At 63.5% G+C, this 20904-nt stretch carries 17 protein-coding genes; 10 read left to right on the forward strand and 7 right to left on the reverse strand.

Annotated features, from left to right (window positions below; genetic code table 11):
* The first annotated feature begins 71 nt into the window (after positions 1-71).
* The 10 genes from HD842_RS00375 (at position 72) to typA (ending at position 14420) form a co-directional block, all read left to right on the forward strand.
* The gene (locus HD842_RS00375) at positions 72-1016 is read left to right on the forward strand and encodes a VTT domain-containing protein (protein ID WP_183549458.1); all 945 of its coding nucleotides are present in this window, start codon (positions 72-74) and stop codon (positions 1014-1016) included.
* Positions 1017-1206: 190 nt separating this feature from the next.
* Positions 1207-2202: a glucokinase gene (locus HD842_RS00380; RefSeq protein WP_229424529.1), complete on the forward strand. Its 996-nt coding sequence runs from the start codon at positions 1207-1209 to the stop codon at positions 2200-2202.
* 419 nt (positions 2203-2621) lie between these two features.
* Positions 2622-3356 (forward strand): SMC-Scp complex subunit ScpB, encoded by a 735-nt coding sequence (gene scpB / locus HD842_RS00385; protein ID WP_183549464.1) that lies wholly within the window; start codon positions 2622-2624, stop codon positions 3354-3356.
* Positions 3343-5421: a 23S rRNA pseudouridine(2605) synthase RluB gene (gene rluB / locus HD842_RS00390; RefSeq protein WP_183549467.1), complete on the forward strand. Its 2079-nt coding sequence runs from the start codon at positions 3343-3345 to the stop codon at positions 5419-5421. Before scpB ends, rluB begins: the two co-directional genes overlap by 14 nt.
* 247 nt (positions 5422-5668) lie before the next feature.
* Positions 5669-6157, forward strand: coding sequence for a ribosome maturation factor RimP (gene rimP, locus HD842_RS00395; protein ID WP_183549472.1), 489 nt, complete (start codon positions 5669-5671; stop codon positions 6155-6157).
* Positions 6154-7719 carry a transcription termination factor NusA gene (gene nusA / locus HD842_RS00400; RefSeq protein WP_183549475.1) on the forward strand — a complete coding sequence of 522 codons (1566 nt, stop codon included), beginning with the start codon at positions 6154-6156 and terminating at the stop codon, positions 7717-7719. The genes rimP and nusA overlap by 4 nt, the downstream gene beginning before the upstream one ends.
* Before the next feature lie 44 nt (positions 7720-7763).
* Positions 7764-10625 carry a translation initiation factor IF-2 gene (gene infB / locus HD842_RS00405; RefSeq protein WP_183549478.1) on the forward strand — a complete coding sequence of 954 codons (2862 nt, stop codon included), beginning with the start codon at positions 7764-7766 and terminating at the stop codon, positions 10623-10625.
* Positions 10626-10883: 258 nt separating this feature from the next.
* Entirely contained in the window at positions 10884-11375 is a 492-nt protein-coding gene (rbfA, locus tag HD842_RS00410) for a 30S ribosome-binding factor RbfA (protein ID WP_229424530.1), read from the forward strand.
* The gene (gene truB, locus HD842_RS00415) at positions 11372-12298 is read left to right on the forward strand and encodes a tRNA pseudouridine(55) synthase TruB (RefSeq protein ID WP_183549481.1); all 927 of its coding nucleotides are present in this window, start codon (positions 11372-11374) and stop codon (positions 12296-12298) included. The genes rbfA and truB overlap by 4 nt, the downstream gene beginning before the upstream one ends.
* A gap of 289 nt (positions 12299-12587) precedes the next feature.
* On the forward strand, positions 12588-14420 hold the full coding sequence (gene typA / locus HD842_RS00420; RefSeq protein WP_183549484.1) for a translational GTPase TypA: 1833 nt from the start codon (positions 12588-12590) through the stop codon (positions 14418-14420).
* Between the two features lie 131 nt (positions 14421-14551).
* Here typA and HD842_RS00425 read toward each other — a convergent pair whose 3' ends face one another.
* The 7 genes from HD842_RS00425 to flgG all read right to left on the reverse strand — a co-directional run bounded on the left by HD842_RS00425 (position 14552) and on the right by flgG (position 20895).
* Complete coding sequence (locus HD842_RS00425) at positions 14552-15574, reverse strand: hypothetical protein (protein ID WP_229424531.1); 1023 nt, start codon at positions 15572-15574, stop codon at positions 14552-14554.
* A gap of 5 nt (positions 15575-15579) precedes the next feature.
* On the reverse strand, positions 15580-16491 hold the full coding sequence (gene flgL / locus HD842_RS00430; protein ID WP_183549487.1) for a flagellar hook-associated protein FlgL: 912 nt from the start codon (positions 16489-16491) through the stop codon (positions 15580-15582).
* Between the two features lie 10 nt (positions 16492-16501).
* Entirely contained in the window at positions 16502-17887 is a 1386-nt protein-coding gene (flgK, locus tag HD842_RS00435) for a flagellar hook-associated protein FlgK (RefSeq protein WP_183549491.1), read from the reverse strand.
* Positions 17888-17985: 98 nt separating this feature from the next.
* Positions 17986-18324: a rod-binding protein gene (locus tag HD842_RS00440; protein WP_183549494.1), complete on the reverse strand. Its 339-nt coding sequence runs from the start codon at positions 18322-18324 to the stop codon at positions 17986-17988.
* Positions 18324-19442: a flagellar basal body P-ring protein FlgI gene (locus HD842_RS00445; protein ID WP_229424532.1), complete on the reverse strand. Its 1119-nt coding sequence runs from the start codon at positions 19440-19442 to the stop codon at positions 18324-18326. The genes HD842_RS00440 and HD842_RS00445 overlap by 1 nt, the downstream gene beginning before the upstream one ends.
* Before the next feature lie 8 nt (positions 19443-19450).
* Positions 19451-20110, reverse strand: coding sequence for a flagellar basal body L-ring protein FlgH (flgH, locus tag HD842_RS00450; RefSeq protein ID WP_183549497.1), 660 nt, complete (start codon positions 20108-20110; stop codon positions 19451-19453).
* Positions 20110-20895: a flagellar basal-body rod protein FlgG gene (flgG, locus tag HD842_RS00455; RefSeq protein ID WP_183549500.1), complete on the reverse strand. Its 786-nt coding sequence runs from the start codon at positions 20893-20895 to the stop codon at positions 20110-20112. Before flgG ends, flgH begins: the two co-directional genes overlap by 1 nt.
* Between the last annotated feature and the right edge of the window lie 9 nt (positions 20896-20904).

Consider the following 20904-nt stretch of genomic DNA (forward strand, 5'->3'; position numbering starts at 1 on the left):
AATATGCTAAACAGGCCGCCGAAACAGGTCGCATTCCTGTGCCGCGAGCGCAATTCACGTACACTGTGATGATGCCCCAGTTAGTCGAACTCATTCAAGTCTATGGCGTGCTGATCGTGTTCGGCATTGTTCTCGTCGAGCAGTTTGGCTTGCCCATTCCCGCCTACCCGATCCTGATCGTGGCCGGCGCGCTGTCGGTCGAGGCCGACGTCAGCTGGCAGCTCGTGTGGCTGGCCGCTATCAGCGCCTGCCTGATCTGCGATGTGTTCTGGTTCCGCGCCGGGCGCTTCTATGGCAAGCGCATCCTGCGGCTGCTGTGCAAGATTTCCTTGTCCCCCGATTCGTGCGTCAACCAGACCGAAGACCGTTTCAGCCGGTTCGGCGTCAAGTCGCTGCTGGTGTCCAAGTTCGTCCCTGGCTTCAATACCATCGCCGCGCCATTGTCGGGCGCGATGGGCGTGGCCCCGAAGCCGTTCCTGCTGTACGCCGTCACGGGCGCGGCGCTGTGGAGTGGCGTTGGCATCCTGCTGGGCGCCTGGTTCCACGACAGCGTCGACGACGTGCTCGCCATCTTGTCGACAATGGGCAGCACGGCGCTGGTCGTCGTTGCCAGCGTGCTGGGCCTGTTCATCGCCTTCAAGTATGCCGAGCGGCGCCGCCACCGTTCGCGCAGCGGCGCCGAGCGCATCGAGATGGCCGAATTGCTGGCGCTGATCGACAGCGGCGCACAACCGGTGCTCATCGATGCGCGCAGCCTGACCGCGCAGGATCTCGAAGCGGCCATTCCCGGCGCGCTCATTTTCCGCGCGTGCGAGCCGGGTAAATTAATGGCGTCGCTCGACCGCAAGCGCGAAATTGTGGTCTACTGCAGTTGTCCCGACGACGTGACGGCCGCCCAGGTCGCACACCAGTTCGCTGCCAACGGCTTTCGCCGCGTGCGCGCGCTCAAGGGCGGGCTCGATGCCTGGAATGGGCGTGGTGACACCCCGTCCTCGCTGGACCCGGCGCCCTGCTGATCGTCCCTGCGCCCAGCATGGTCGGCGGCGTAGTGCAATTACGGTGATTTCGCCCATTTTTACGTAAGTAAGCCCTGACACCTGCCATTGTCTGTAGCAAAACTACAGATAGTTCTTGTCTTGGAGGCAAAATATTTAGTAAGCTTGCGGCTTCGTCTCCACTGTGCCCGCAATGACCGCATCCATGTCCATGAACGAGATTTCCCACCTGCATGCTGGCGGCCCGCGCCTGCTGGCCGATATCGGCGGCACCAATTGTCGTTTTGCGCTCGAGCGTGGTCCTGGTCAACTCGAGGGCGTCGAGATTCTGCCATGCGCGGCCTATGCAACGCTGGGCGATGCAATGCGCACCTATCTGGCCAGTCCGACCGTCCAGGCGCTGACAGCCAGCCCGATCCGGCATGCGGCGCTGGCGATTGCCAACCCGGTTACGGGTGACTATGTGCGCATGACCAATCACCACTGGGAATTTTCGACCGAGGCATTGCGGATCGAATGCGGCTTCGAGATCCTGCTGGTGGTCAATGACTTTTCGGCACTGGCGCGTTCGCTGCCGCATCTGGGCGAGCACAAGCGTCAGGTCGGCGGCGGCGTACCTCAGCCGGATACGGCGCTGGGCCTCATCGGCGCTGGTACCGGCCTGGGCGTGTCGGGCCTGATCCCGTGCGCCAGTTCGTGGACGGCATTGCGCAGCGAAGGCGGGCACGTGAGCTTCGCGCCCATTAACGATGACGAGATTGCGATCCTGCAATTTGCCTGGCGCGAATATGACCACGTCTCGTTCGAGCGCTTTCTGTCGGGCGCCGGCGTCGAACTGATCTACCGCGCGCTGGCCGACCGCGCCGGCAGCCCCAACGAGCGCCTCAGCGCCGCCGAGATTTCGCGCCGCGCGCTGTCGGGTGAATGCCCGCTGTGTGATGATGTGCTCGAGGCGTTCTGCGGCATGCTCGGCACCGTGGCCGGCAACTTGGCTGTCACGCTCGGCGCGCAGGGCGGCATCTATATTGGTGGCGGCATCGTTCCGCGCCTGGGCGCGCGCTTCGACCGCTCGTCGTTCCGCCGCCGCTTCGAACAAAAAGGGCGCTTCGTCCATTACCTGACGGCCGTGCCGACCTACGTCATCACCGCCGAGTACCCGGCTTTTGTTGGCGTGTCAGCGATTTTGTCCGAAAAACTGTCAGACTGACGCCACTAGCTATCCGCCGCGTGGCTGGTCGCTTGTCCACTACGCGGTTTTATCGGGTACAATGGCCGCCAGTTGCAAGAAACGTCGTCGTCCCTCCGCGTGCCGCACAGGCCGCTCCCCGGCGCCTCCCGAACATGGCGAGTGCGCCGATGCGCCGCGTTTCCCAACGAGCATCAACACTCAGAGGCAGGTTGCCCGCGACGGGTTCCTTGTCCGTCGTGTAATAGACTGTCCGGCGCATCAGCCCCGGACCCACGGATTCCAGTATCAGGCAGCAAATCGCAAACAGCAGGCTAGCCGCCCATGCGCCGGCGTCGCTCGTTGCGTGGTTGCCGGGCGCTAACCGTGTTTGCCCTTGTTCTGTTGCGCGGATTCTGTTTCTGCTACCGCTATTGTTTGTGGATTGACGACATCGCACTATGAATACTGACGAGGCCAAGCGCGTCCTCGAAACCGCCTTGCTGTGCGCCCGCGAGCCAATGTCGATCCACGGCATGAAAAAGCTGTTCGCCGACGTCGATGCGAGCGGTCGCAGCCAGGGCGCCGGCGTTGGCGCCGATACGATCAAGATATTGCTGGAAGAACTCCGCCAGGACTGGGACGGCCGCGGCATCGAGATCGTCAGCCTGGCATCGGGCTGGCGTTTCCAGAGCCGTCCCGAGATGAAGCCGTATCTCGACCGGCTGTCGCCCGAGAAGCCGCCGAAGTATTCGCGGGCGACGCTGGAAACGCTGGCCATCATCGCCTATCGCCAGCCGGTCACGCGCGGCGATATCGAAGAAATTCGCGGCGTGGCGGTCAATTCGCAGACGATCAAGATGCTGGAAGACCGCGGCTGGATCGACGTACTCGGCCACCGCGAGGTAGTAGGGCGCCCGGCGCTGCTGGGCACGACGCGCCAGTTCCTGGATGACCTGGGCCTGGCGTCGCTATCGCAACTGCCGCCGCTGCAGGCGCTGGCCGAAGGGCCGGATGCACGCAGTCTGGAAGCACTGGAAGCAGCACTGAACGACAATTTTGAGAAGGCGGACGCCGGCGCGCCCGTCCCACATCCAGACACTTCACCGATTGAAGTGTCGATACCAGACCTGACAGACGACGGAATTGCCGAGGCGGGTCAGCACAATAAAGATACGAATGATGAACCCAACTGAACCAACCGAAAACAAGCCTGTCGACGCAGCCGAGACCGCCGCCGCCAAGCCGAAGCGCCGCACCAAGGCCATGATTGCAGCCGAGGCTGCTGCTGCAACATCTGCGCCGGTCGACGCCGCCGCTGAAGCACCGGCCAAGCCAAAGCGCACCCGCAAGGTCGCTGTCGCCAGTGAATCCGGCGCCGCCGCGCCAGTCGCTGCCGCGTTGGCTGGTGATGCACCAGCTGCCGACGCGCCAGCCGCGAAAGTGCGCAAGCCGCGCGCCATGAAGGCCGCCAAAGAAGTCCAGGCCGCCAAGGAAGAGCTGGCGGCAGCGCCGGCCGCCGACGGCGCCGAGGCTGCACCTGCTCCTGCACCGAAGCCACGCGGTCCCCGCCAGATGCGCGAAAAGCGTGCCGAACGCGAAGCACTTGAGCAGTTGGCGGCGCCCGCCGTGGCCGCTGATGATGCTGCGCCAGCAGGTGACGCGCCGGCGGAAGCTGCTGGCGCCGAGGCTGCCGTCGACGGCGCGCCGCAAGGCCGCGGCCGTGGCCAGCAAAAGCCGGGCATGCGCAACCAGCAAAGCAACCGTCCGGTGCAGGGCGCCGGTCGCCAGGGCCAGCCGGTCAAGCAGATCGGCCGTAACGGCAAGCCGGGTAAACCCGGCGGGAAGCCGCAGCCAATGGACGAGGCCGACAACGTGTTCTCGTTCGTCACGTCGGACGACTTCGACGCCAACGACGGCGCCCGCCGCAATGCGCCGGTCAAGGCCGTGCGCCGCGACCTGACCGCCGACGACGACGCGCCGAAGCTGCACAAGGTGCTGGCCGAAGCGGGCCTGGGTTCGCGCCGCGACATGGAAGACCTGATCGTTGCCGGCCGCGTGTCGGTCAATGGCGAGCCGGCCCACATCGGCCAGCGCATCCTGCCGACCGATGCCGTGCGCATCAACGGCAAGCTGATCCAGCGCCGTGTGAGCAGCAAGCCGCCACGCGTGCTGGTTTATCACAAGCCGGCCGGCGAAATCGTCAGCCATGACGATCCGGAAGGCCGCCCATCGGTGTTCGATCGCCTGCCGTCGATGAAGGCAGGCAAGTGGCTGGCCGTTGGCCGCCTCGACTTCAACACCGAAGGCTTGCTGCTGTTTACCACGTCGGGTGACCTGGCGAACCGCCTGATGCACCCGCGTTATAATATCGATCGTGAATACGCAGTGCGTACGCTGGGCGAGCTGGAAGAAGGCATGCGCCAGAAGCTGCTGGCCGGCGTCGATCTCGACGATGGCAAGGCGGCGTTCTCCAAAATCCAGAACGGCGGCGGCGAAGGCATCAACCGCTGGTACCGCGTGGTCATCGGCGAAGGCCGTAACCGCGAAGTGCGCCGCATGTTCGAGGCGGTCGGCCTGACCGTCTCGCGCCTGATTCGTACCCGTTACGGCGCGATGACCCTGCCAAGTGGCCTCAAGCGCGGTCGCTGGGAAGAATTCGAAGAGAACGATGTCCGTTCGCTGATGACGGCCTTCGGTGTCGAGAAAAAAGCGGCGCCGGAGAAAAACGCCAAGTCGGGCGGCAAGCCGGGCAAGGGTCCGCGTCCGAATGGTGCGCGCGACAGCGAGCGCGGTAATGAACGTGGCAATGAGCGTGGCAACAGCCGCGGTCCTGAGCGCGGCAACGTGCGCAGTGCCGGCGGTGACGATGAGCGTGGCAACGACCGCAGCGATGGCAACCGCATCGACCGCGCTGACGCCAACCGCAATGTCGATCCGTTCGGTCCGCAAGCAACGCGCGTGGGCAGCACTCGCGGCCAGGGCATTCTGAATGGTCCGGTGCCTGGCAACAAGCCAGTCAGTGGCCGTCCGGTTGGCCAGGGTGGTGGCAAGGGCCGCGGCGCCGGTTTCGGTGGCGGGCAGGGCGGCAAGACGGGTGGCGCTGGCGCCAGCAGCCGTCCACGCCAGCCCGATCCGTTGCAGACCACGTTCGGTTTTGCCAACACCGGTGGCGGCGCACGCCGCGGCGGTGCGGGTGGCGGGCAGGGTCCGCGTGGCGGCGCCGAGCATGCGGCACCGCGCCGCGGCCGTCGCGGCTAAGCCCAATTCAGTGCAGGCTGCCGATGGCAGTCTGCTAACTGTTGTATAGCTGCTCATTTTGGCGTGCGGATTGCGAGGCACGCCGAAAAGCAGTATAATTTGCAGCCTAATCGAAGACCTTCCCGACGTGTTGTTCAGCGTGCATCCGGTGTAAGCGTCATATTTTGATTGGGGTGTAATGACAAAAAGATGGGCAGATGCCCATTTTTTTTTTGGTAAATCGTTTTAGAAGCCCTGGAGAAGTGCCGTGCAGCAGTTTGATTTAATCGCCACGACAGTCAGTGGTCTCGGTTATGAACTCGTCGACGTGGAACGAGGCGACCGCGGGATCCTGCGTGTGTATATCGATTTTCCGGCTGCCGACGCGGACGAAAAGGGCCCGATCACGGTCGAGGATTGCGCCAAGGTGAGTCACCAGCTGTCGCATGTCTTCACCGTGGAAAACGTCGATTACGAACGACTCGAAATTTCGTCGCCGGGCCTCGATCGCCCGGTACGAACCCTCGCCGATTTCGCGCGCTTTGCCGGCCTTGAGTGCACGGTCAAGCTGCGCGTCGCGGTGCCGGGCAGTGATAACCGCAAGACGTTCACCGGTATCCTGCGCGGCGTCGAAAACGACAAAGTCGGCTTGGAATTTGACAGTAAAGATGGCCCGGCGTTGATGGAATTTACGCTGGCCGAATTGGATAAGGCACGTTTAGTGCCGCAGGTGGATTTTAGGAGTCGCAAAGCATGAGTCGCGAAATTTTGTTACTGGTGGATGCGCTTGCGCGCGAAAAGAACGTCGACAAGGAAGTCGTTTTCGGAGCGCTCGAGTTCGCGCTGGCACAGGCCACGAAGAAGCGTTATGAAGGCGAAGTCGACATTCGCGTGTCAATCGACCGTGACACCGGCGAATTCGAGACTTTCCGCCGCTGGCACGTCGTTCCCGACGAAGCCGGCCTGCAGCTGCCTGACCAGGAGATCCTGCACTTTGAAGCCAAAGAGCAGATCTCGGACATCGAAGTCGACGAATACATCGAAGAGCCGATTGAATCGGTCGACTTCGGTCGTCGCTTTGCCCAGGACACCAAGCAGGTCGTGCTGCAGCGCGTGCGCGATGCCGAACGCGAGCAGATCCTGCAAGACTTCCTGGAACGTGGCGATTCGCTCGTCACCGGCACCATCAAGCGCATGGAACGCGGCGACGCGATTGTCGAATCGGGCAAGATCGAAGCACGCCTGCCGCGTGACCAGATGATCCCGAAAGAGAACCTGCGTATCGGCGACCGTGTGCGCGCTTTCATCCTGCGTGTGGACCGCAATATGCGTGGCCCGCAGGTGATCCTGTCGCGTACTGCGCCTGATTTCATCATGAAGCTGTTCGAACTCGAAGTGCCAGAGATCGAGCAGGGCCTGCTGCAGATTAAATCCGCAGCCCGCGATGCCGGCGTGCGCGCCAAGATTGCCGTGTTCACGGCCGACAAGCGCATCGACCCGATCGGTACCTGCGTCGGGATGCGCGGTTCGCGCGTCCAGGCCGTGACCGGTGAACTGGGCGGTGAGCGTGTCGACATCGTGCTGTGGTCCGACGACCCGGCGCAGTTCGTCATTGGCGCCCTGGCGCCGGCGAATGTCTCGTCGATCGTGGTCGACGAAGAAAAGCACGCGATGGATGTCGTCGTGGACGAAGAAAACCTGGCCATCGCGATCGGCCGTTCGGGCCAGAACGTGCGCCTGGCGTCCGAGCTGACCGGCTGGAAGATCAACATCATGACGGCCGAGGAATCGGCCAACAAGGTGGAGCAAGAGTCAGCGGCCATCCGCGCGCTGTTCATGCAAAAACTGGACGTCGACCAGGAAGTGGCCGACATCCTGGTGGAAGAAGGCTTCTCGAGCCTGGAAGAAATCGCGTATGTGCCAATTTCCGAAATGCTGGAAATTGAATCGTTCGACGAAGACACTGTCAACGAACTCCGTACCCGTGCACGCGATGCGCTGGTCACCGAGGCGATTGCTTCCGAAGAAGGCCTCGAAGGCATGGAAGAAGCTCTGGTCAATCTGGAAGGCATGGACCGTACCGTTGCCGGCAAGCTTGGCCTGGCTGGTATCAAGACGGTCGACGCATTCGCGGCACTGGCCTATGACGAGTTTGGCGCCATCCTGGCGCTGCCGTCGGAACGTGCCCGCGACCTGATCAAGAGTGAATTTAATGATGTGACCGACGACGAGATGAAGCTGGTCGATGGCAAGTACGACGACCGGGCAAAAGCACTGCAGGCGAAAGCCTGGAGCCTGGCTGAAACGGCCAAAGCTTGAGCAAATCTTTATCATCTGTCGCGACACATAGAAAAGAGGACTGAATGGCGAGTAACAACGTAGCCCAATTTGCCACCGAGCTGAAGATGCCTGCAGACCTGCTGCTGACGCAGCTGCGCTCGGCCGGCGTCGAAAAAAGTTCGACGTCAGATCCGTTGTCGAAAGATGATAAGGACAAGCTGCTGAACCATCTGCGTCGTACCCACGGCGCGAGCGACACCGGTGAAAAGAAAAAGATCACGGTAACGCGCAAGGAAACCAGCGAAATCAAGCAAGCTGATTCGTCGGGCAAATCGCGCACCATCCAGGTCGAAGTCCGCAAGAAGCGCACCTTCGTGCAGCGCGACGACCTGGTCACGACCAAAGCACCTGAAGAGCCAGTCGTCGACGTTGCTGAACAAGCACGTCGCGAAGAGGAAGCAGCGCGCCAGAACGAAGCGATCGCCCGCCAAGAGGCTGATCTGCGCGAGAAGCAAGAGCGCCTGATCAAACTCGAAGCCGAAGAAAAGGCGCAAGCCCAGGCAGCGCAAGAGCAGGCCAAGCGCGATGCGGCTGAACAGGCCAAGCGTGACGCCGCCGAGAAATCGGCTGCTGCTGCCGTGGCTGCCGGTGCTGCCAAGGAAGCTGCTGCCGGCGCGAAAGAAGCCGCTGCCGGTGCTGCTGCTGATGAGTCGGCCAAGCGCGCCGCTGAAGAAGTCAAGGCCCGCAATGAAGCGGCAAGCAAGGAAGCGGCCGAACGCGTTGCCGCTACCGAGCGCGCACGCAAGGCCGTGGCCGATGAAGTCGCGCAGATCAAGCTGATGATGAGTCAGCCGCGCCGCGTCATCAAGGCACCTGAGCCAGCACCGAAGCCGGTCGTCGCACCAGCGGCCCCAGCCGGTACGCTGCACAAGCCTGCTGACAAGAAGCCTGGCGAAGTCAAGAAAGACGACGCCAAGAAGCCTGGCGACAAGAAGTCGATCAAGTCGGCCAATGTGTCGTCGACCTGGTCGGACGATGCTAAAAAGCGTGGCGGCCCGAGCGTGAAAACGCGCGGCGGCGCAGGCAGCAGCACCGGTGGCCGTGACGGCTGGCGTGCTGGTGGCGGCCGTGGTGGTCGTCGTGGTCATGATGACCGCGAGACCAACTTCCAGGCGCCAACCGAAGCGATCGTGCGCGATGTGCACGTGCCGGAAACCATCACCGTGGCCGAACTGGCCCACAAGATGGCGATCAAGGCATCGGAAGTCATCAAGCAACTGATGAAGCTGGGCCAGATGTGCACGATGAACCAGGTGCTCGATCAAGAGACCGCGATGATCCTGGTGGAAGAGATGGGCCACAAGGCCTTCGCTGCTGCCGAGGATGATCCGGAAGCACTGCTGGCTGACAACGGCGAGCACGCCGAGTTCGAATCGACCTCGCGCGCACCGGTCGTCACCGTCATGGGTCACGTCGACCATGGTAAGACGTCGCTGCTGGATTACATCCGTCGCGCCAAGGTTGCTTCGGGCGAAGCCGGTGGTATTACCCAGCACATCGGTGCATACCACGTGGATACGCCACGCGGCATGATCACCTTCCTTGACACCCCGGGTCACGAGGCGTTCACCGCCATGCGTGCCCGTGGTGCCAAGGCGACCGACATCGTCATCCTGGTGGTGGCGGCGGACGACGGCGTGATGCCGCAAACCAAAGAGGCAATTGCTCACGCAAAAGCCGCTGGTGTGCCGCTGGTCGTGGCGATCAACAAGATCGACAAGCCGGGCGCCAACGCCGACCGCGTCACGCAAGAGCTGGTCGCTGAAGGTGTCGTGCCTGAAGAATACGGTGGCGAATCGCCATTCGTGCCGGTGTCGGCAAAAATCGGTACCGGCATCGACGATCTGCTGGAGCAAGTGCTGCTGCAGGCCGAAGTGCTGGAACTGAAGGCACCGACCGAAGCGCCGGCCCGTGGCCTGGTGGTCGAAGCCCGTCTGGACAAGGGCCGCGGCCCGGTGGCAACGATCCTGGTGCAGTCGGGTACCCTGAAGCGCGGCGACGTCGTGCTGGCGGGTTCGTCGTTCGGTCGTGTTCGTGCCATGCTGGACGAAAACGGCAAGGCCGTCACCTCGGCTGGCCCATCGATCCCGGTCGAAATCCAGGGTCTGACCGAAGTGCCGACCGCTGGCGAAGAAGTCATGGTCATGGCCGACGAGCGCAAGGCGCGTGAAATCGCCCTGTTCCGTCAAGGTAAGTTCCGTGACGTGAAGCTGGCCAAGCAGCAAGCCGCGAAGCTCGAGAACATGTTCGAGCAAATGGCCGAAGGCGAAATCAAGAACCTGCCGCTCATCGTCAAGACCGATGTGCAGGGTTCGCAAGAAGCACTGGTCGGTTCGCTGCAGAAGCTGTCGACCTCGGAAGTGCGGGTCCAGATCGTGCACGCAGCGGTCGGCGGCATCACCGAGTCGGACGTCAACCTGGCAACCGCGTCGAAGGCAGTCATCATTGGCTTCAATGCCCGTGCCGATGCCCAGGCGCGCAAGCTGGCCGAGTCGAATGGTGTGGACATTCGTTACTACAGCATCATTTACGATGCCATCGACGAAGTCCGTACCGCTCTGTCGGGCATGCTGGCGCCAGAAAAGCGCGAGACTATCACCGGTCAGGTCGAGATTCGCCAGGTCATCCTGGTCTCGAAAGTCGGCGCGATTGCCGGTTGCCTGGTCACCGATGGTGTCGTCAAGCGTTCGTCGTCGGTCCGTCTGCTGCGCAACAACATTGTGCTGTGGACTGGCGAAATCGATTCGCTCAAGCGCTTCAAGGACGACGCAAAAGAAGTGCGCGCCGGTCTCGAGTGCGGCCTGTCGCTCAAGGGCCAGAACGAAATCCAGGTCGGCGACGTCCTGGAAGTGTTCGAAGTCACCGAAGTGGCACGTACGCTGTAAGCGACACGTTGGCGTAACATGGGGGCCAGGACGCTTCGCGGCAACGTCGCGAAGGGCCTGGCCCCTTTTTTCGCTGCCGGCCTCGATGTAAGCGTTGGCCTGCAGCCCCTGCACGTCGTTCCCGCGAAGGCGGGAACCCAAGTTCATTTGCGCAGCCAGGAGTTCCATCGGTGTGGCTGTGCGTACATGCTTGGGTTCCCGCCTGCGCGGGAACGACGGCAAGTGAAGCAAACAAAAGAACAATGAGCGGTACATATCATGGCTAAACACAGCAAAAGCATTCCCAAGCGCGGCCTGCGCGTGGCCGACCAGATCCAGAAGGATCTGTCGGAACTCATCGCCTTCGAACTGAAGGACCCTCGCGTCGGCATGGTCACGATCAGCGAAGTGCAACTGACCCCCGACTATGCCCACGCCAAGGTGTATTTCACCTTGCTCAAGGATGGCGTGGAAGAAGTCAAGCAGACGCAGGAAGGCCTGAACAAGGCGTCCGGCTACCTGCGCAATATGCTGGGCAAGCGCCTGCACATCCACACACTGCCGGCGCTGCACTTCGTGCATGACACGTCGACCGTGCGCGGCTTGCAGATGTCGGCCCTGATCGACCAGGCCAATGCGACGCGCTCGAAGGATGACCCGGAATCGAATCCGGCGCCTGAGGTGGACGTCGACCTGGACCAGTCGCAGGATCAGGATCAGGATCAGGACAGCGATGCTGGTGACGACGCCGACAAGGCGAACAAAGCGTGAACGGTCGGCCCGCCAAAAAACCGCGCGACCTAGTCAATGGCGTGCTGTTGCTCGACAAGCCGGTAGGCTTTTCGTCCAATGACGCGCTGATCAAGGCAAAGCGCGTGCTCAATGCGAAAAAGGCCGGCCACACCGGCACGCTCGACCCGTTTGCCACTGGTCTCTTGCCGCTGTGCTTTGGCGAAGCGACCAAGTTTTCGCAGGATTTGCTGGAGTCGGACAAGACCTATCTGGCCACCGTCCACCTGGGGATCACGACGACCACCGGCGACACGGAAGGCGAGGCCGTCGAGACGAAACCGGTGGACGTGACGCTGGACCAGATCGAAGCCGCACTGGCCCGCTACCGCGGCCCGATCCTGCAGACGCCGCCAATGTACTCGGCGCTCAAGCGCGACGGCAAGGCGCTGTACGAATACGCGCGCGAAGGCATCGTGCTCGAGCGCGAAGCGCGACCCGTGACGATCCATTCGCTAACGCTTGTTGCCTACGACGCGCCGTTCCTGAAGATCGCCGTCACCTGCAGCAAGGGCACGTATGTGCGCGTGCTGGGGGAGGACATCGGCGCCGCGCTCGGTTGCGGCGCGCACCTGAACGCGCTGCGCCGGACCGAGGTCGGGCCGTTGACGATCGAGGGCATGATCACGCTGGACGATCTGCTGGCGCACCCGGACCCGTTGTCGCTGCTACAGCCGGTCGATGCTTTGCTGTCGAGTTTCCCGGCGCTCGAGCTCACGCCCGAGCTGGCGCGCCGTTTTCTGCAAGGCCAGCGCCTGGCGCTCGGCAAGGAAGAGATCACCGTTCCCGAACAGCAGGGCAGGGTGCGCATCTATCACGATGGCAGCCTGCTGGGCACCGGCATTCTCGGTGAGTATGCGATCCTGGCGCCCGAGCGCCTGATCTCGACCGCGCCGCAGGGTTGATGTCACGCGGCAGTCATAAACGGGCGCTACCCTTGCAGGCAGCGCCCCGTCTGCCCAATGACTGGGCAAGCTCTTGAAATACCTCGCTATTTCCAGCCACCCCGGTTAGAGCGGCACTTTACCTGTTATACTAGTCGGTTTCCGAAATCAGCAAGTGCGCGGCAACTTCGCAGCACCATCGCGGCAACATCGTGGCAGCACCGCAGCAGTACTGTAGAAACATCGCGGTACAGCGCAGCAGATACTCGGCAGATCGTACACTTCCGTACAACGCAACTTCTCAGAGACCATGTCAAACACCAAACGCGCGATTCGTAATATCGCAATCATCGCCCACGTTGACCACGGCAAAACCACCCTGGTGGACATGCTGCTGCGTCAATCCGGTACGTTCCGTGAAAATCAGCAGGTGGAAACCCGCGTGATGGACTCGAACGACCTCGAAAAAGAACGCGGCATCACCATTCTGTCGAAGAACTGCGCTGTCGAGTACGAAGGTACCCACATCAACATCGTCGACACCCCCGGCCACGCCGACTTCGGCGGTGAAGTCGAGCGCGTGCTGTCGATGGTTGACTCCGTGCTGCTGCTGGTCGATGCGCAAGAAGGCCCGATGCCACAGACCCGCTTCGTGACCCGCAAGGCACTGGCCCTGGGCCTGAAGCCAATCGTCGTCGTCAACAAGGTCGATCGTCCAGGCGCGCGCGCTGAATGGGCCATCAACCAGACGTTCGAACTGTTCGACAAGCTCGGCGCGACCGACGAACAGCTGGACTTCCCGATCGTCTACGCATCGGGTCTGAACGGCTATGCCGGCCTGACCGAAGATGTCCGCGAAGGCGACATGAAGCCGCTGTTCGAAGCGATCCTGCAACACGTGCCAGTCCGTGACGACAATCCGGACGGTCCGCTGCAGATGCAAGTCACGTCGCTCGACTACTCGTCGTACGTCGGTAAGATCGGCATTGGCCGTATCTCGCGCGGCCGTATCAAGGCTGGCCAGGACGTCGTCGTCGTGAACGGCCCAGGCGCAACCCCGATCAAGGGCCGCATCAACCAGGTCCTGAACTTCAAGGGTCTGGAGCGCGTGCTGGTCGATGAAGCCGTCGCTGGCGACATCGTCCTGATCAACGGTATCGAAGAAATCGGCATCGGTTCGACCATCTGCGCACCGGACACCCCGGACGCACTCGAAATGCTGACCGTCGACGAGCCAACGCTGACCATGAACTTCATGGTCAACAACTCGCCACTGGCCGGCCGCGAAGGCAAGTTCGTCACCAGCCGTCAGCTGCGCGAACGCCTCGACCGCGAACTGAAAGCCAACGTCGCGCTGCGCGTTTCGCCAACCGACGACGACACGATCTTCGAAGTGTCGGGCCGCGGCGAGCTGCACCTGACGATTCTGCTGGAAAACATGCGTCGCGAAGGCTTCGAGCTGGCCGTGTCGCGTCCACGCGTCGTGTTCAAGATGGTCGATGGCGTGCGCCATGAGCCGTTCGAGAGCCTGTCGGTTGACGTCGAAGAAGCCAACCAGGGCGGCGTGATGGAAGAACTGGGCCGTCGTCGTGGCGACCTGCAGAACATGGAATCGGATGGCAAGGGCCGCGTGCGTCTTGAGTACCTGATCCCGGCGCGTGGCCTGATCGGCTTCCAGGGCGAATTCATGACCCTGACCCGCGGCACCGGCCTGATGAGCCACGTGTTCCACGAGTACGCACCAGTCGACAACAGCAAGGGCGAAATGGCCGGCCGTCGTAACGGCGTGCTGATCTCGCAGGATGACGGCGCTGCCGTTGCCTACGCCATCTGGAAACTGCAGGATCGCGGCCGTATGTTCGTGTCGCACAACGATCCAGTGTACGAAGGCATGGTCATCGGCATCCACTCGCGTGACAACGACCTGGTCGTGAACCCGATCAAGGGCAAGCAGCTGACCAACGTGCGTTCGTCGGGTACCGACGAAGCGGTGCGCCTGGTGCCACCAATTCAGATGTCGCTGGAATACGCCGTCGAATTCATCGAGGACGACGAACTGGTCGAGATCACCCCGAAGAGCATTCGTCTGCGCAAGCGCTACCTGAAAGAGCACGAGCGCAAGAAGGCCAACCGCGAAGGTTAATGCCTTCCCCTCACCGGCAATCGAGATTGCCGGTGAATAAAAAAACCCCGCTGCATGCAGCGGGGTTTTTTTATTCATCAACGCGATGCGCTGAATGAGCGCGATGTCAGGCGTCCAACTGGTGGCAAGTGTCAGCGCAACCCGAGTAGCGCCTGTACCCGCTCGCGGCTGACACCGACCAGCGCCGACGTGATGGCCAGCAGCGACTGGTAATCGTGGCTGGTGGCGGTGTCGGAAAAATCCGCGGCCAGCAGCGCCAGTTCGGCTTGTGGCAGCTCGGGTTGCGCCGTGCGCGCTGTCGCCTGACTCAAGGCGAGGGCAGCGGCATCCTGTGAGCGGCGCACGCGCGCCAGCGCTTGCACCACCTCGCGCAGACCCTGGCGCAGGGCGTCCGGATTACCCAGTTGCCATTCCCGTGGGGCCAGCGAGGCTGGCAGCGCGGTCGTGTCGACGCGGCCACGGCCCGTCACGGCGATGGCGTCCTTGACGCCGTCGAACGTGGCTTCCGGCGTCGTGAAGACGAGCGTGCGCTCTGTGTCGAGCCCGGCGCGGATGCCGACCGGCGCCAGCGTGCGATCCAGGCGCCGGGCGATCTCTTCCTCGGTCATGCCCGGTTCGAAGGTGGCCGCCAGTTGCGGGCCGCCGATGCTGCCGACCGAAAAGCCCAGGGTCTGGCGGCCGGCAGCCTGCAGGCTGGCGATGTCCAGCCCCTCGATACGAAAACGTTGTTGCGCGACGCGGTCGCCGTCAAAGCCCAGCTCGGCATCGAGCCCGGCGCCGCCTTCGCTGCGGCGGGTGTCGAGCGTGTCGCCCAGTTGGCGCGCCCGCGCTTCGAGCTGGCGCGACGCGGCGCCGCGCCCGGCCAGGCGCGTGGAGAGGTCAGCCTTGAGCGCTTCGAGCTGGGCAGCGATGCGCGCCAGATAGTCGAGTGCCTGCTGGGCTTGCGCCACGCCGGTTTGAAGATCGGGGCCATGTGCAGCGCTGCGGCGCGGTGCGCGCGCAGTGGCCGCCGCAGTGGACGCCGCCGCCAGTTCGGCTGCAGATGGCTGTGGGGCGACGGCCCGGGCCGCCATGGCGCCAGCGCGCATGACGCCGCCTGGCGTGCTGCTACCCGGAACGGCCGGTGGGGTAATGGTGCGGGTCAGGGCGTCCATGGGCATCAGAGCGCATCGAACAGCGACAGGTTGCCGATCTTGGCGTAGGCCTTGTAAGTCGCCTGCAGGGCCGATGAATAGCCGCTGAGCTCAGTCGCCGCGAGGCCGACATCGAGCTGGCCAATGTCGGTGATGGCCATCTTGTTCGACAGGCTGATGTTGGCGTGGTTGTCGTCGAGCGTGCGGATGACGTTCTGGCGTCCGCCCAACGTGGCCACCTTGCTCGAGACCAGGCCCTGGGTCGTATCGAAGCCGTCCAGATTCGCCGTCAGCACCGCGCGCACGGCAGGATCGTTGGCGCTCGCGCCCGGTGCGGACAGCACGCGGATGCTTTCGTCGAGCTGGTTCAGCAGCGATTCCAGGCCCGCCAGGTCTTCGTTGGCAGGCTGGGTCAGGCCGTTGCCGACCGTGACGTTCTGGCTGTTGCTGTTGCCCGCATACGTGTAGCGCGCGCCTGCTGCGGCGGCCGGATCGAAGACCAGCGGCGCAGTCCGGGTCAGGGTGCCCGAGAACAAATGATTGCCCTCATTGTCGACCGTGTTGGCGGTAAAGAACAGGCTGTCGCGCACGGCCTGCAGTGGCGCGAGCATCGCTTTCAGGTCGGCCGGTGCATTGCTGCCGTCGGAGGCCCAGACCAGCAGGTCGCGCCCCTCGGTCATCTCGTTCACCATATTGCTCAGGTAGCCTTCCGACTTGGACAGGCGCAGTTGCAGGGCGCCGATATTGTCGCGGTATTGCTGGACCGACGATTCCTCGCGCTCCAGGCGCGACAGGCGCACGCTGTCGACCGGGTCGTCCGACGGCAGCAGGATGCGCTTGTTGCTCGCGATCTGCTGCATGATCTGGCTGACCTGCTCCTGGTTGACCTGGAGCGAGGCGTTCATCGTCGATTGGTACTGGGAAGTGGCGATACGCATGATTTTTCCTTTAGCCCATCATCGCGAGCGTGGCGTCGAACATCGAATTGGCAATCGAGATTACCCGCATGTTCGCTTCGTACATCCGCTGCAGTTCCACCAGCTTGACCGCTTCTTCGTCTTCGTTGACGCCGCTGGTCGACTGCCAGTCGTCGATCGATTGCGTGCGTACGGTGTCAGTAGTCTTCAGCGATGCTTTATTGAGTTTGCTGTCGATGGCCAGTTTGCCCAGCAGCTGGGTATCGGCGTCGCTCAGCAGGACGGTGCCGATGCCGGGCAGCGTGACCGGCTGGCCCTTCAACGCGGCAAGCTGTTGCAGATTGCCGGTGTCGCCGGGCGAGCCATCACTGGAAAAGGCGAGGTCTTCGGCCTTGAAGCCGGCGACGACCTTAAGGGCATTGGCGCCGGCGCCCGGGGTGTAGACGAACAACGGTGTACCGGGCACGGCGGGTCCGCTGGCGGGCGTGCTGTACCCGAGCGCCAGCTGGGCATTGACGCGCTCGGCAATGGTGCGGCCCAGCGTGTCGATATCGTCCTGCAGCGGCTTGAGGGTCGTGATTTCGTACTGGCTCAGGCCGCCGATCTGGCCGCCCATCCTGGTTGCGTCGAGCGCAAAGGTGGTATTCGCAAACGTGATCGAAAACGCCTGCGGCGCGTCGGCCGTCGCAGCGGCCTGGAGCGTGCCATGCATGCTGCCGATCACCAGTGCCTGGCCGCTCTTGAGCGAGACATCGCGGCTGCCGTCCGCGTTGGTCGATACTTCCAGCGCCATCCTGGATGCCAGCGCGTCGATAGCATTGTCGCGCGCATCGATGAGGCCAGACGCCGAGACCCCGCCCGCCTGGGTTTCCATGATCTGCCGGTTCAGGCTCGCGATCGTGCTGATGTCGCTGTTGGCCGAATCGACCAGCGCGCTGCGCTGCTGGCGCACCGATGTCAGCTGGGCGTTGAAAACATTATTCATGCCATTGATGCGCTCGCCCATCAGGCTGGCGGACGTGAGCACCTGCTGGCGCAGCGGGGTCGAGCCGGGGTCGCCAGCCACCGCGTTGATCGCCCTGAAGAAGGCATCGATGCCGGCCGACAGGCTGGCCGACGCGTCACCCATGACGCTTTCGAGCTGGGTCAGGTAGGGCTGCGACTGGGCGTAGGCGCCTTGCTCCGATGCGGCGCGCCACATCGCCTGGCTCTTGTAGTTGTCCGAAAAGCGCATCAGCGAACTGACCTCGACGCCATTGCCGGCCGAACGCCCGCTGGCATCCGGGCCCAACGACGTAAACAGCGCCGATTGCCGGGTGTATCCCTTGGTCTGCAGATTGGCGATGTTCTGGCTGCTGGCCGACAGCGCGATCTGGGCGGCGAGGGCGCCGGAAAGGGCGTTGTTGATGATCGTCATGGGGGAACTCGTTTCGGATACAGGGTTAACCTGATAAGGCGACCAATTCTTGCCGCTTGTTAAGCTTTACTGCAGATTGGCGCTGCGGGTGCGAACGGTCAGGTCTTGCCGCCGCCAGCGCCCGGCACCAGCTGGCGCAGGATCGCGTCGGCAATGCCGAACGCGCGCTGGCCGGCCATATTGCCTGCCAGCAGATCGTCGGCCATGTCCTGCATGTCCTGGTTCACACGGTTGTTGAACACACTGTCCTCGCTCGCCATCTCGCGGGTCGAGGCGCGCATCGTGCGTAGCATGTGGCCGATGAAGAAGCGCTCGAATTCGACAGCGGCCTTGGTGGCCTTGGCCACGTAGGCCGGATCGGCCGGCGGTTCAGCGGCAGGGGCGACATTGTCGGCATTGAGCGCCAGGCTCGTATTGCGAAGTTCGTCGATGCGCATCAGATCACCACCAGTTCGCCTTCGATCGCACCGGCCTGGTCGAGGGCCTGCAGGATCGCCATGATGTCGTCGGGCGAGGCGCCCAGGCTGTTGACGGTGTCGATGATCGTCTGCAGACGCGCGCCGGGTGGCCAGCGGAACATCTGGCCCGAGCCCTGGTCGACCGACAGCTTCGATTCGGGCGTCACGGCGGTCTGGCCGTTGCTGAGCGGGCCCGGCTGGCTGACGCGCGAACTTTCCGAAATAATCACCTTGAGCGAGCCGTGCGTGACGGCGGCGGCTTTCACGCGCAGGCCGTCGGCGATGACAACGGTGCCGGTGCGCGAATTGAACACGACGCGCGGCACCTCGACGCCCGATTCGACGGTCAGCGCCGTCAGGCGCGCCATGAACGCCACGCGCTCGGTCGGATTGCTTGGCGCGATGACGTCGACGCTGGTGCCGTCCTGCGTGGTGGCCACAGGGCCGTAGCGCTTGTTGATGGCATCGACGACATTGGTCGCCGTTTCGAAATGTGGCTGGCGCAGGCGCAGCGTGATTTGCGGGCGGGTGGCAAAATCGGTGGCGATCTCGCGCTCGATCTGCGCGCCGTTGGGCACGCGGCCCGCGGTCGGGGTATTCACGGTGACCGACGAGCCGCTGCGGCCGGTGGCGTTCAGGCCGCCGACCACGACATTGCCCTGGGCCAGTGCATAGACTTCGTTGTCGGCCGCGCGCAGTTGCGTCAGCAGCAGCGTGCCGCCGCGCAGGCTTTTCGAGTCGCCCAGCGACGAGACGGTGATGTCGATCGTCTGGCCACGGCGGTACCCGGGCGGGAAGGTGGCCGAGACCATCACGGCCGCGACGTTCTTGTTCTTGGCGTCTTCGCCCTCGGGCAGGCGCACGCCGAACTGTTTCAGCATATTGACGACCGACTGGCTCGAGTACTTCACCTGGGTCGAGTCGCCGCTGCCGTTCAGGCCCACAACCAGACCATAGCCGACCAGCGGATTGTCGCGCACGCCTTCGACACTGACGAGGTTGCGCAGGGCCTGGGCGGCGTGGGCGGGGTGGATGGGCAGCAGGGCGCTCGCGCAGAACGCGGCAAACAGCAATGGCGCAAAGCGGCGCGAAATCATGGTAGTCCTCAGAACGGCATCAGGGGGCTGTTAAAAAAGCGCGTCAGCCAGCCCGGCGTGTTGGCCTCGGCCAGTGCGCCGCGGGCGGAATAGGCGATGCGGGCATTGGCCACGCGCAGCGACGAGACGCGGTTGTCGGTATCGATGTCGGCGGCGCGCACAAAGCCCTTCAGGCGCACGAATTCTTCACCCTGGTTCAGCATCAGGTTCTTTTCGCCGGCCACGCGCAGCAAGCCATTGGGCAGCACTTCCTGCACGATCACGGTCAGGGCGCCGGACAGTGCATTTTGCTGGGTGCTGGTGGCGTCGCCCTCGAAATCGCGGTCGGCCGAGATGTCGATCCCGGTCTTGCCGTAGACCTTGCCGAGCGCGGCCAGTGGCGAGATGCCGATCGACGAGCCCTTCGAGATGCTGGTGCCGGCACGCTTGCTGGCCTGCGTCGTCTCTTGCAGGATCACGGTGACGGCGTCGCCCACGCGGTAGGCGCGGCTGTCGGACGTCAGCGAGACCGTGTCGGCCGTGAACACGCCACCCGACAGGCCGGCGCGCACCGGACGCTGCAGCGGCAGGGCGTCGTCGTCGGCCAGGGACACCGGCATCGGCGACGAGCAGCCGGCCAGCACCAACCCGCACAGGGCGGCGGCAAGCGCGTGGGCGAGCGGGCGCATCAGCGTGCCGCCGCCGCCAGGGTCTGCAGCATATTGTCAGCTGCCGACAGCACCTTGGTGTTCATTTCGTAGGTGCGCTGTGCTGCGATCATGTCGACCATCTCTTCGACGACCTGCACGTTCGAGCCTTCCAGCGAGCCTTGCTTGAGCTTGCCGAATGCGGCGTCGCCCGGGCGGCCTTCGTTGGCCGCGCCGCTGGCGGCGGTTTCCTGGAACAGGTTGTCGCCCAGTGCCAGGAGGCCCGTCGGGTTGATGAAGGCGGTCAGGTTCAGCTGGCCGATTTCCTGCGGCGCCGGCTGGCCCGCGATCGTCACCGACACAACGCCGTTCTCGCCGATGGTCACGCCAGCGGCGTTTTGCGGAATCGTGATCTGCGGCACGATCGGCAAGCCCTGGGCATTGGTCAGCGTGCCGTTGGCATCGACCTGCAACTGGCCGGCGCGGGTGTAGGCCGGTTCGCCGTTCGGGCGGCGCACCTGCAGGAAGCCGGCGCCCGAGATGGCGACGTCGAGTGGCTGGCTGGTCTGCTGCAGGCTGCCGTTGGTGAAGGCTTTCTGGGTGCCGACCACGCGCACGCCGTTACCGAGCTGCACGCCATTGCTGACGGTGTTGTCGGCATTCTGGGCGCCCGGCTGCGCATCGACCTGGTAGAACAGGTCTTCGAACACGACGCGGTCGCGCTTGAAGCCGACGGTGTTGACGTTGGCCAGGTTGTTGGCGATGGCCTGCAGCTTGGCGTCTTGCGCCTGTACGCCGGTCTTGCTGATCCACATTGCTGGATTCATGGTTGCTCC

Origin of the sequence: Massilia aurea, assembly GCF_014200505.1 — a bacterium.
In the GTDB taxonomy this organism is placed as follows: Bacteria; Pseudomonadota; Gammaproteobacteria; order Burkholderiales; family Burkholderiaceae_D; genus Telluria; species Telluria aurea_B.

Bases quoted from the DNA above. Each gene is read 5' to 3' on its own strand.
- HD842_RS00375 (WP_183549458.1), top strand. From the start codon at position 72: ATGCCCCAGTTAGTCGAACTCATTCAAGTCTATGGCGTGCTGATCGTG.
- HD842_RS00380 (WP_229424529.1), top strand. From the start codon at position 1,207: ATGAACGAGATTTCCCACCTGCATGCTGGCGGCCCGCGCCTGCTGGCC.
- scpB (WP_183549464.1), top strand. From the start codon at position 2,622: ATGAATACTGACGAGGCCAAGCGCGTCCTCGAAACCGCCTTGCTGTGC.
- rluB (WP_183549467.1), top strand. From the start codon at position 3,343: ATGAACCCAACTGAACCAACCGAAAACAAGCCTGTCGACGCAGCCGAG.
- nusA (WP_183549475.1), top strand. From the start codon at position 6,154: ATGAGTCGCGAAATTTTGTTACTGGTGGATGCGCTTGCGCGCGAAAAG.
- infB (WP_183549478.1), top strand. From the start codon at position 7,764: ATGGCGAGTAACAACGTAGCCCAATTTGCCACCGAGCTGAAGATGCCT.
- rbfA (WP_229424530.1), top strand. From the start codon at position 10,884: ATGGCTAAACACAGCAAAAGCATTCCCAAGCGCGGCCTGCGCGTGGCC.
- typA (WP_183549484.1), top strand. From the start codon at position 12,588: ATGTCAAACACCAAACGCGCGATTCGTAATATCGCAATCATCGCCCAC.
- HD842_RS00425 (WP_229424531.1), bottom strand. From the start codon at position 15,574: ATGGACGCCCTGACCCGCACCATTACCCCACCGGCCGTTCCGGGTAGC.
- flgL (WP_183549487.1), bottom strand. From the start codon at position 16,491: ATGCGTATCGCCACTTCCCAGTACCAATCGACGATGAACGCCTCGCTC.
- flgK (WP_183549491.1), bottom strand. From the start codon at position 17,887: ATGACGATCATCAACAACGCCCTTTCCGGCGCCCTCGCCGCCCAGATC.
- HD842_RS00440 (WP_183549494.1), bottom strand. From the start codon at position 18,324: ATGCGCATCGACGAACTTCGCAATACGAGCCTGGCGCTCAATGCCGAC.
- HD842_RS00445 (WP_229424532.1), bottom strand. From the start codon at position 19,442: ATGATTTCGCGCCGCTTTGCGCCATTGCTGTTTGCCGCGTTCTGCGCG.
- flgH (WP_183549497.1), bottom strand. From the start codon at position 20,110: ATGCGCCCGCTCGCCCACGCGCTTGCCGCCGCCCTGTGCGGGTTGGTG.
- flgG (WP_183549500.1), bottom strand. From the start codon at position 20,895: ATGAATCCAGCAATGTGGATCAGCAAGACCGGCGTACAGGCGCAAGAC.